Annotated in this window: 11 protein-coding genes; all 11 read left to right on the top strand. The window is 51.3% G+C overall.

The genetic code is table 11. The features are described from left to right. On the top strand, positions 1 to 2,306 hold a 2,306-nt coding region (locus QMD53_04665; GenBank protein ID MDI6799947.1), incomplete at its 5' end, for a polysaccharide deacetylase family protein. Between the two features lie 138 nt (positions 2,307 to 2,444). Next, positions 2,445 to 3,350, top strand: coding sequence for an ABC transporter ATP-binding protein (locus QMD53_04660; protein MDI6799946.1), 906 nt, complete (start codon positions 2,445 to 2,447; stop codon positions 3,348 to 3,350). Further along, positions 3,340 to 4,146 carry an ABC transporter permease subunit gene (locus QMD53_04655; GenBank protein MDI6799945.1) on the top strand — a complete coding sequence of 269 codons (807 nt, stop codon included), beginning with the start codon at positions 3,340 to 3,342 and terminating at the stop codon, positions 4,144 to 4,146. Before QMD53_04660 ends, QMD53_04655 begins: the two co-directional genes overlap by 11 nt. 231 nt (positions 4,147 to 4,377) lie before the next feature. Continuing rightward, complete coding sequence (locus QMD53_04650) at positions 4,378 to 4,806, top strand: G8 domain-containing protein (GenBank protein ID MDI6799944.1); 429 nt, start codon at positions 4,378 to 4,380, stop codon at positions 4,804 to 4,806. 86 nt (positions 4,807 to 4,892) lie between these two features. After that, a complete protein-coding gene (locus QMD53_04645) occupies positions 4,893 to 5,858 on the top strand; it encodes a hypothetical protein (GenBank protein ID MDI6799943.1) in 966 nt (321 codons plus the stop codon). A gap of 9 nt (positions 5,859 to 5,867) precedes the next feature. Next, positions 5,868 to 6,413: a cell wall-binding repeat-containing protein gene (locus QMD53_04640; GenBank protein MDI6799942.1), complete on the top strand. Its 546-nt coding sequence runs from the start codon at positions 5,868 to 5,870 to the stop codon at positions 6,411 to 6,413. 285 nt (positions 6,414 to 6,698) lie between these two features. Continuing rightward, positions 6,699 to 6,920 (top strand): preprotein translocase subunit SecG, encoded by a 222-nt coding sequence (secG, locus tag QMD53_04635; GenBank protein MDI6799941.1) that lies wholly within the window; start codon positions 6,699 to 6,701, stop codon positions 6,918 to 6,920. A 158-nt stretch (positions 6,921 to 7,078) separates the two neighbouring features. Beyond that, entirely contained in the window at positions 7,079 to 8,701 is a 1,623-nt protein-coding gene (locus QMD53_04630) for an ABC transporter substrate-binding protein (GenBank protein ID MDI6799940.1), read from the top strand. Between the two features lie 78 nt (positions 8,702 to 8,779). Then, on the top strand, positions 8,780 to 9,739 hold the full coding sequence (locus QMD53_04625) for an ABC transporter permease (GenBank protein ID MDI6799939.1): 960 nt from the start codon (positions 8,780 to 8,782) through the stop codon (positions 9,737 to 9,739). Further along, positions 9,736 to 10,608, top strand: coding sequence for an ABC transporter permease (locus tag QMD53_04620; GenBank protein MDI6799938.1), 873 nt, complete (start codon positions 9,736 to 9,738; stop codon positions 10,606 to 10,608). The genes QMD53_04625 and QMD53_04620 overlap by 4 nt, the downstream gene beginning before the upstream one ends. Further along, positions 10,601 to 11,563, top strand: a complete 963-nt coding sequence (locus QMD53_04615) for an ABC transporter ATP-binding protein (GenBank protein MDI6799937.1) — start codon at positions 10,601 to 10,603, stop codon at positions 11,561 to 11,563. Before QMD53_04620 ends, QMD53_04615 begins: the two co-directional genes overlap by 8 nt.

Genomic DNA, 11,563 nt, shown 5'->3' with positions numbered 1-11,563 from the left:
TAAAAAGAGCAGCCTCTGCCGTTAAAGTCAAGTTAAGCGCTCTTTGCGACTCGAAAATCTTAAGTAGAAAAGAGGTTAAACCCCTCATCGCCCTCTTGACAATCGTCTCCCTAACCCTGCCACTTACGCTCTCGTTCAAATCGGCCGCCCAGTCGGATCCCATAGCCTGGCATGGCAAAGGCTGGAAGCATCGGATGGGCATAATTCTCGATCTTAAGAAAATAACGGGCTTCAATTCCGGTCTGCTGCTGCCGATAGAGTTATCCGACTTGAACTTGAGGTCGGTCAACTTCGGCGGTCATGTCGCCACCGATGACGGCGGCGATCTTCTCTTTCTTGACTCAAAGGGAGGCAAGCTGGCTCACGAGATAGAGGCGTATGACCCAAAGACGGGAAGCCTGACGGCCTGGTTGAAATTGGGCCCGGTAAGCTCGGTAAACCCAAAATTTCTATTATATTATGCCAATCCCAATTGCGCCGATCAGTTCAGCAAGGGCCTCTTGGCCGCAGGGCAGAAAATGGTCGATCACATGAATTTGCCCGACTTAACAAGCGGAAAAGGCGGCCCAAAGACGGTATCTGGTGGGCTTGGCCTAGCCAAGTATTTTGACGGAGAGGCGTCTCTGCTCAACCTCGGCCCAGATTCATCCCTATCCCTAATGGACGGCGGACTTATAGAAAAGAACGGCACGCCCCTAGAGGGCTTTGAAACCACCTCAAACTGGTCGGTGGGCGGCAAGATGGCCAGTCAAGCCTTGGATACCGCCAACCTCTTGCAAGGAAAGGCCTCTTTAAAGCTGACCTCATCAGGGGGTAACCTAGCCTATTTGGATAAAAAAATAAGCCTCGCCTCGAAGGGCGCCAGCAACATGAGCATCTGGGTCTATGTCTATAATTTGGAGAGTCTACGCTCGCTCGCTTTGAGCCTTTCATCCACCGAAAACTTCTCAAAATCTTTGAGCGCGACTATCCCCGCATCCGCTCTAAATGAAGGCTGGAATCATCTCTTGCTCGGGCGGGGGGGGGACTTTACCTCGAGTGCCAAAGAGAGCTGGGATAGCCAAATGGTCGCCCTCAGGGTCGCTTGCAAATCAACTTCGAGTCAGAGCAGCAGCGTAAGCTTTGATGATCTTAAAATTAATTATAAATCGAGAGCCAAGGCGGCCATAACGTTCGACGATGGTTGCGACGGGGTCAAAGAGAAGGCCTTTCCCATCATGAAAGCCAATGGTCAAAAAGGGGTTGCCTTCATCGTCACCGATTATGTCGGCGGCGGTGCCCATATGAGCAAGGACGAATTAAAAGAGATGAAAGACTTCGGCTGGGATATCTCCAACCACACCAAAAATCATCCCCAATTAACCTCGCTTAGCCCTTCGGCTTTGGCATCAAACATCAATGAGGGTTACGATTGGCTGGCAAGAAACGGATTCAAAGAGTCGGCGAAGTTTTTCGCCTATCCATACGGCCTCTACGATGAGCGGGTTATCGTTACGGTGGCCGAAAGACATGAAATGGCAAGGACCACAAAGGACGGAAGCTTTCAGCCAAACATATTGCCCTCTGGAGATCTAAAATATCTCGTTAAGGGATTTTACGTCACCAACACCACGTCGGTCGCTTCCATCAAGAAAGCTATAGATGAGGCGATTGAAAAGGGATCCTTCATCAATTTCACCTTTCACCAGATCGTAGACGAAAAGGCCGATCTCTCCACCAGGTATTTGACCTCCAACTTCAAAGAGGTCAGCGATTATTTGAAATCAAAATCTTCCCAGATAGATGTGGTTACCTATTCCGATTACCAGAAGGCGATGGAGCTTAGCGAAAAGTTCACAATAGAGCTCTATCTCAAACCCGACGCCTGGTCGGATGGGCGCGTTCTGCTTGAGCAATATCATCCCCTATCAAACAGGGTGCCAATCTCATTGATCGCCAAATCCGGAGGTCGAGATTTCTCTTTCAAAATGACCGGGGATAATGGCTTAAGTGACTCTTTGGATCTGAGCCTTGGAAGCGTCCCGGCGGCCAAGTATACCCACCTAGTTTTCTCTTATGATGGGGAGATGATCAGGGCATATAAGGATGGCCGCTTTGCAGACCAAGCTTCTCTCAAAGGCGAACTTCTCAATAACCACAATCCTTTAACTTTTGGAGGTAGAGATTTTGCACTTTGGAAGGGATCGCTTGATGAGATAAGAATATATCGGCAGGCCTTATCGGCCGAGGAGGCAGAGACCCTCTATCGGCTGCAAACCGATCCCAAATCATTCTTTCAATTAAGCCCTGAAGAACGGTCGACATAATCAACCCCTTAGGGTTTAAACTCTTCATGCGTGATTGATTTGCCGATAAACAAGACTTAGAAAGACCATCAGAATTATACGTATGACCAAGCCGGCTAGGAAAAAAGCCGACAATCTCTCCATGTTGCGGGGCAGCAGATGAGCCAAGCGGTTATCAAGACCACCAACCTGACCAAATATTACGGCAAGACTCGCGGGATAATCGATGTCAACCTGGAAGTCCTGTCTGGTGAAGTATTCGGCTATTTGGGGCCGAATGGAGCGGGCAAAAGCACCACCATCCGTCTTCTTCTCGATCTCATCCGGCCGATGATAGGCAGCGCCACCATATTCGGCTTTGACGTGAACACAGAGGGGCTTCAAGCCCGAAATGAGATCGGCTATGTCCCTGGCGAACTTGCCCTTTACGAAGAGATGACGGCCAAAGATCTCATCATTTACTTTGGCCGTCTTAGGGGCGGGGTTGATTGGGCTTACGTGAATGAACTGGCCGAGCGTCTGGATCTGGATATCACCCGCCGGATAGGCGCCTATTCCAGCGGGAACAAACAGAAGCTTGGGCTCGTCCAAGCCTTCATGAATAGTCCCAGACTTCTCATCTTGGATGAGCCGACCAAAGGACTCGACCCCTTGGTCCAGCACGAGTTCTACCGCATGATAAGCGAATTCAAGCGAAAGGGGCGAACGGTCTTCTTATCATCCCACATCATGCCCGAGGTGGAGAAGATCTGCGATCGCGTCGGCGTCATCCGCGAGGGGCGGCTCATAACCGTAAAGGAGATATCCGAGCTAAAGGCCGTGGCTCTGCGCAGCCTAGAGATACACTTCGCGTCTCCTATAACCACGGTAGACTTCATGGGAGTTGGCGGGGTGCAAGACTTGATGATAGATAACAAAACCTTGCGCTGCAAGGTGAAGGGCTCGCTTGATCCGCTGATCAAGAGGGCCGCTCAGTTTGAGGTGGTAAATCTCATCACCCATGAGCCCAACCTAGAGGAGATATTTTTGGACTTCTACGAAGAGGAAGAGGCCGATGTTTCATAATATTTTCTTAAAGACCCTCTGGGAAAGAAAGAAGTCCATCATCTGGTGGAGCATAGGGCTCGCCCTGACCGGTGCCTTCATCGTGGCCCTCTTTCCCACGGTCGAGAAGGCTTCATTGGAGCTCTCCAACTACATGGAGGTCTGGCCCGACGAACTGAAGGCGGCCTTCAACTTGAGCGATGCTTTGAGCATCTCAACGATAGAGGGCTTCTTGAACGCCGAGCTCTTTTCCATGATGGGCCCGATACTGATACTCTTCTTCTCAGTCGGTTTTGGGGCGGGCGTCATCGCCGGCGAGGAGGAGAAGGGCACCATCGACCTCTTGCTCTCCCATCCCATAGGCCGCACGAGGGTAGCGGTGGAGAAGTATTTGGCCGGAGTGGTTGGTCTCATCGTCATCTCGGCCTCGTTCTACCTCGGCATGTCCTTGCCCCTATTGCTGCTCAAGATCGATATCAACCTCCTCAAGCTGGCCCAGGCCTGCTTGGGTCTCTTTCTGCTCGGTCTCTCCTTCTCTTCATTGGCTTTCGCCTTGGGCTCGGCTACCGGCAAGCGGGGTTTAACCCTCGGCCTGACGAGCAGCATAGCCGTGATGATGTACTTGGCCGATACCTTGGCCGCTCTGGTCGATAAGCTCGAGCCTTACGAGGCGGCCTCTCTCTTCTATTATTTCAACGCAACCGACATTTTTTTGGACGGCCTGAGCTTGAAGAGCATCCTTATCTACTTGGTCTGCTCCCTCCTCTTTTTGGCCCTGGCCATTGTGGGATTTAACCGGCGAGACCTAGCGGTTTAAAGGATTTTAGCCCGCTCCCGTCGTATTTATATTTATTTATTATTTGCTTGATGTGATTGATTATTTTAATTTACAATTAAGAAAAACATGAACCATGGAAAGGAGATAAGAAAAAAAGCATTTAAAACTGGCTAAAAATCAACCATAAGGCCTAAGAGATCTTTAAATAATCGGTTTTTCCGGCGGCTGGCAGAGGCGTCTGACCACTATAAGCAAAGGAGGAAGCAAGTGATGAGAAAGAGGATATTTAAGCAGAAGGCGTTAAGCCTGGTTTTGACGGCGGCCATGACCTTGGGCCTTTTGGTCTCTCTGGCCGATCCGGCTTTTGCGGCCGACATCAACAGCAAGGCTACCGGCGACTGGAGCGTGGCGGCCACATGGAACACAGCAGCCGTTCCCAGCCCGGCAGATAACGTTACCATACTTGATACCCACACGGTAACCGTTGACGGATCATATCAAATCACCGACTTGACCGTAAACAACAACGGCACACTGGTCATCTCGGCCAGCCAGACTCTGACCGTCAGCGGAAACCTCGTCGTTAATGGCGGCACCTTGACCAACAACGGCACGCTTAACATCGCCGGAAACTCCGTCGTTAACGGCACCTTGACCAATAACGGCGCGCTGACCGTCTCTGGCAATCTGACCGGGTAGGCAGCCTAACCCAAGGGGCAAACGCTACCTTAAATCTTGGGGGTACTTGCGAAGTCACCACCCTTAACGCCGCCGCCGGCAATACCGTGAACTATACCGCCGGCGGCGCCCAGACGGTCAAAGCGGTCACCTATCGGAACCTCACTCTGAGCGGATCCGGCCCCAAGACGCTGACAGGCCTTTCCACCATCAATGGCAACCTGAGCCTAAGCGGCGCAGCCAATGCTACTTTAGCGCAAGCCACGACGGTGGGCGGCAATCTGACCATCGGAATCGGCACCACCTTGGCGGGCGCGAGCTACGGCCTAAGCGTTGCCGGAACCTGGACAAACAGTGGCACCTTCACGGCTGGAACCGGCATGGTCACGCTCAATGGCTCAAGCGCTCAGAAGATGACTGGCGCCACTACTTTCCATAATTTAACCTTAAACAACTCAAACGGTTTGACCATAAGCAGCGATGAAACGGTAAGCAATAACCTCACCCTGACCAGCGGCAAGGTAACGACCGGCACAAATAAGGTCATCATCGCCTCCGGCGGCTCGATATCGGGGGCAAACGCGAGCAGATACATCCATGGCAAATTAAAGAAGAACGTGGCTGTTGGCAGTAATGTCAGCCGGACCTTTGAGGTGGGTACGGCGAGCAACTACAATCCGGTTACAGTTGTCTTCGGCAGCGTCACAGCGGCCGGCAACCTTACGGCCAAAGTTACGAGCGGCACCCTGACAGGTTCGAACATCAACGACAGCAAGAACGTCAACGCCTACTGGACGTTGACCAATTCCGGTATCACTTTCAATAACTATGGGGCCACCTTCACCTTCACCTCGGCCGATATCGATACGGGGGCCACCACCAGCAACTTTATCGTAGCAAAACGGGACGGTTCTACCTGGACTTCTCCTACTGTCGGCACCAGAACTTCTACCGCCACCCAGGCCACCGGCATGACTTCATTCAGCGATTTTGCGGTGGGAGAGGCCACTACCAGCAAGACCGAGCGTGTTGAGGGACCAGATCGCTACCTGACGGCCGTGGCCGTCAGGTAGAAGGGCTGGATAGCATCGTCCGAATACGTCATCGTAGCCACTGGCGGCAGTTATCCAGACGCCTTGACCGGCGCTTATGACTGCCCCATCTTGCTTACCGAGTCGACCAGTTTGAACAGCTACACCAAGGCGGAGATAAACCGCCTTGGTGCCAGCAAGTGCTTCATCTTGGGCGGGGTGGGCGCGATCTCCGATACGGTCAAAAGCCAGATCATCGACCAGACCGGAGCCGATACCATCACCCGCCTGGGCGGGGCCGACCGCTATGAAACGGCCAAAAAGGTTGCCGAACAGGTCAAGTCAAGAATGGGCAGTACGCCTACGGCCATCGTTGTAACCGGCGAGAATTACCCCGATGCCTTGAGCGCCGGCGCCTATGGGGCGAGGGCCGGTTCGGTCATGGTTCTGGTCTATCCGACCAATATCGACAGCTCCCTTGCGACCAAGACATTCCTTACGACCAACAAGGCCAGCATCAACAAGGTTCTCATCTTCGGCGGTTCGGGAGCTGTCTCCAGCACCGTTTTAAATCAGATAGAGACGCTCTTGATATAGCCGACAAGAGTTGGGTAAGATAAACCAAAAGAGGGGCGCCTCAAAAAGAGTGCCCCTCTTTTGGTTTGAGGCTCATGAAGGTAGGCAAGGATTAAAGGAAAGCTTACTCAAATTCTATTTGTTTTCGTTCTTCATCCGCTTTTTTGCGTCTTGGCAATGAAACCGCATTGCCATAGAGTATAAGTTTAAAGAATAAGGTGAGTTGTTTAAGCAAAATTTTGCGATTGCCTTAAAATCGAGGTTATGCTATATTGATGGAGATAAAAAGGTAAAGGAGTCATTAATTTGTACTATTTCTTAGTCACCGTGCACATAATAGTATCCTTAAGCTTAATCGGAGCCATCCTTTTGCATTCGGGCAAGGGCGGCGGTCTCTCAGGATCATTTGGCGGCACAATGGGAGGCTTCTCTTCCAGCACCGTTGTTGAGAAGAATCTGGATAGGATAACCATCATTCTGGCGGTCGTCTTTACATTGACCTCTCTTATACTGGTCTTTATCTTTTGAAATTGGGGCCGCTAACTCTGAGCCTAAGTCAGCATCCAAGCGCCCCGCCCATCACCTCAGACGGGGTGCTTCTTATATTATTTGCCCCGTTTAAGTTGGTCTTATGATTTGCCGATATAAATAATAATTTTTTAACGGACAAGAGGGCCAAGGCTTAGATGAAAAGACCAGGTTTTAAGTTTGCGGTCTTGGGGCTCATCATCCTCTTTATGATCATTACGATCAGCCAAGTTGGAGGCATGGAGGGGCTCTTAAGATCGGATGGTTCCGATGACGCTTCCCCAAAGAGGGGCGGCACCTTAAGCGTCTTTCTGTTTGATCCTACAACCCTTGATGCCGTTCATCTCTTCAATTCGGAGGATATTCAAGTCGGCAAGGCGATCTACGACGGCCTTGTCGCCTACGATCCCAAAACTCTTGAAACGATCCCTAAGATGGCTGAGTCTTGGGACGTGAGTAGCGACGCCAAGACTTTCACCTTCCATTTGAAGAAGGGGATCAAGTTCCATAACGGGAGAGAGTGTTTGGCCTCCGACTTCGTATACTCCTGGAATCGGGCTGTAAACCCCAAAACCGCCTCTGAGCTGGCCTACCACTTTGAACCAATAGAAGGTTTTGATGATTTCCAGGCTGGTTTAAGCGATAGTCTGGCCGGCCTTAGCGCGCCGGATGACTACACCCTTGAGGTTAGGCTCTCCTATCCTTACGCGGACTTTGCGACCACCCTTGGTCACGCCGTCTTCTACCCGGTTCCAAAAGAAGAAGTCAAGCGGCAGGATAAAGCTTTTTACGAGAATCCCGTAGGGACCGGTCCGTTCAAGTTCAAGGAATGGAAGAGGGGAGAGAGGATAGTCCTTGAGCGTTTTGAAGATTATTGCGGGAAGATAGCCTATCTGGACAGCGTGGTCTTTAAGGTATTCAACGATGAGACTACCGGTTACATGGAATTTGAAGCCGGGAATCTTGGCGAGTCTCCCATCCCCATTGGCCGGCTGAAAGAGGCTAAAAAGAGATATGGCGAGCGGGTCATAAGCGAACCGGCTTTAAGTCTCTATTTTTACGGCTTCAACACGCAGCTTGGGCCGTTCAAGGATAACCCGGATTTACGGAGGGCGATCGCCCACACCATCGACAGAGAGGCCATAACTAAGGCGATATTTGAGGGCTCATACCTGCCAGCAACGGGTATTTTGCCCAAGGGGATGCCGGGCTTTCAAGAGGACGCAATGGATGCAGATTTTGATTTGGGCGAAGCGGCCGAGCTGCTGGAGAGGGCGGGTTACCCCAAGGGAGAAGGACTGGTTGATATCCTCTTGAGTTACAATGTTGGTCTCGGCCATGATCGCATCGCCCAGGCCATACAGGCAAACGCCAAAGAGGTCGGGATCGATTTCGATATATCCGGTTTTGAGGTGGCAGCCCTCTATGATAAGATCCAGGCGGGTGAGCTCTCTTTCTATCGGATGGGTTGGACGGCGGACTATCCGACCGCTGATTGTTTTCTCTACCCCCTCTTCTATTCCAAAAATGCGGGCTATGACAACCTCTCCTTCTACAAAAATCCCGATCTTGATGAGATGTTGATAGCGGCCCGAGGCGAGCTTGACAGCACAAAGAGGATCGAGATGTATCGCAAGATAGAACGGCTGGTCTTAAATGACATGCCCTATATCCCGATCGCCTTCTATGGCTCCAATAGGATAATAGCTGAAAATGTAGAAGGATATATCAGGACCGGCATGGAAGAGACCCCCTATGATCTGGTCTGGTTATCAAGATAGGTTCACCTAAGTTACAATATCACCAAGCTTAATCATCAAAACCCACGATTGCTAAAAAGCGGTTACAAAGGGGCAAAATTGCCGCGCTATATAATCAAGAGGTTAATTTGGGCCATCCCGGTATTCTTGGGGTTGACCTTGATCGTCTTTTTAATCATGTTCAAGCTTCCGGGAGATCCGGCCAATCTTCTCATTCCCAAGGGGGCGACGGCCGAGTCAGTCGAGATGATCAGGGCTCACTATGGCCTGGATAAGCCCTGGTATATTCAGTACGGCAAGTACTTGGCAAACTTATTCCAAGGCGATCTTGGCACCTCTATCCGATACAAGAAACCGGTCCTTGAGCTGATCTCTCTCTATCTTCCTAACTCGGTCACCTTGGCCGCTCTGGCGGTAATTCTGGAAATGCTTATCGGTATCCCCCTTGGGATAATTTCGGCCTTAAGGCCGAGGTCTCTACTTAGCGGCTTCATCTCGACATTTTCTCTACTCACCATCGCTCTGCCGAGTTTCTGGGTGGCGATGATCCTTCAAATCACTTTTGGGCTAAAGGTAAAGATGCTGCCCATCTCAGGGATCGGCGATGGAAGCTTCAAATTCTATATTTTGCCCGCCTTAACCATCGGTTTAACCCAAATAGCTTACGTTCAGCGAATAACCCAGTTTGAGATGAGTGTCCAAATGAAGGAGCTATACATCAGGGCGGCCCGGGCCAAAGGTCTTTCTGAAACCTCGATACGGTTTCACGCCTTGAGGGGAGCCTCAATCCCTCTTACCAGCTTGTTTGGATTGAACTTCGGACTATTTATAGGCAACGCAGTGCTCACAGAGACGGTCTTTTCGTGGCCAGGGCTTGGGAGGCTGGTCCATCTAGCCATCTTGCAGAGGGATACTCCGGTCGTCATGGGGGCAACCTTGATCCTGGTCATAATATTTTTGGCCATCAATCTGATTACGGACATAATCCATGCCTATCTCGATCCCACCATCAAGCTAGGCCGCGACCCTGTCTCGGCAAAGAGGGACGATGCTAGGTGAGAGAAAGAAAAGGGAGAGGCGGTGCAATCAGAGATTTTTTAACTCATAGAGCAGCCGTTTTAGCCTTGTCTCTACTCATTATTATAATGACGGCCGCTCTCTTTGCTCCCCTGATCGCTCCCCTTGAGGAGGCGGTCGGCTTCAATCCCGAACTCGTCAAAGAAGCGCCTTCGGCCGCCCACATCATGGGTACCGACGACCTTGGCCGAGATATCTTTGCCAGGGTGATCTGGGGAAGCCGCGTCTCGCTTCGAATCGGATTTTTGACCATGGCCCTGGCCATGACGCTCGGCGTAATATCGGGTTCGGTGGCCGGCTATCGGGCCGGGCTCATCGACTCATTCATGATGCGCTTGGCCGACATGATCTACGCCTTCCCCACCCTCCTTGGAGCGATAACCATAATCTATATCGTTGGCCCTGGGATCATCAATATCGTGGTCGTTTTGGCCGTCTTTGAGTGGGCCAATGTGACCAGAATCTTTAGGGCTTCCGTCATCTCCACAAAAGAAAAAGGTTTTATAGAGGCGGCCAAATGTCTTGGCCTGAGTGAAGCAAGGATAATTATCCGTCATATAATTCCAAATTCGATCGGGGTAGCCATAGCCTACTCGGCCGTCTGCGCTGGGGCGGCCATAATGGACGAGGCGGCCTTGAGTTTTTTGGGTCTTGGGATTCAGCCGCCCCATCCGAGCCTGGGCTCGATGTTGTTTGACGCAAGGCCCTATATTACCACGGCCCCCTGGATGGCCGTCTTTCCGGGGCTTTTTATCTTTATCATGGTAACCAGCCTCTTTCTCATCTCGGATGGATTAAAGCCGGTCTTTGGGATCGACCCAAAGTTTGAAGGGGAAGATAAGAGTGCTTGAAGTGAGGAATCTTTCTGTTAGCTTCGAATCGAGCGAGGCCCCGGCTCAGGCCGTAAAAGAGGTAAGTTTCCATCTGGGCGCGGGCGAGAAGCTGGCCGTGATCGGGGAGTCCGGCAGCGGCAAGAGCACCTTGGGCCACGCCATCTTAAATCTAATAGACAGGAGCGAAGGCGCCCAAATCTTCGGATCCGTATCCTTCTTGGGACAAAATCTTCTTGAGATGTCCGATGCCGAGCTCAGATCGATAAGGGGAGACAGGATATCGATGATATTTCAGGATCCGACGGCTTCCTTGAATCCCAACCTTAAGATCGGCCACCAAATCACCGAGACGCTTAGATCACATCGGGCGATGACCAGGAGTCAAGCAAGAAGGAGATCGGATGATCTCATCAGGATGGTTGGCCTGGGTGATGTTGATGATATTTTTGATCGCTACCCCCACGAGCTCAGCGTCGGCATGAGACAAAGGGCCACCATAGCCGTCGCCATCTCGTGTGAGCCGGATATTTTGGTGGCCGACGAGCCAACTTCTGCGCTCGATGTGACGGTTAGAGCGGGGATTATTAATCTGATCGAGAGTCTTCATGCGGCCATAGGCTGCGCCATCATTTTAATCAGTCATGATCTTGATGTGGTGGCTTCTTTGGCTGATAGAGCCATCGTGATGTGCGGCGGCTTAGTCGTCGAGGCGGGCAGTACCCAAGCGATGTATGAAGGGTCGCTTCATCCCTATACGTTAGATTTGATGGAGGCCAAGCTCAGGATCTATGGCGGCAGAAAGGCCCCCATCTCAAAGGACCAGAGACCGGCTAAGGCTTTCAATCCTATCGGTTGTCCTTATGCGGCAAGGTGCAGGATATCAGATAATATTTGCAAGGAGCGGATTCCAAAATTGATTGAGCCCGAGCCTGGGCATCTGATCGCCTGTCATATGGCAAAAGGAGCCGGTTAA

Source organism: Actinomycetota bacterium (assembly GCA_030017835.1).
GTDB lineage: Bacteria > Actinomycetota > Aquicultoria > UBA3085 > Oleimmundimicrobiaceae > Yes70-04.
This window is presented reverse-complemented; position numbering and strand designations above follow the sequence as displayed.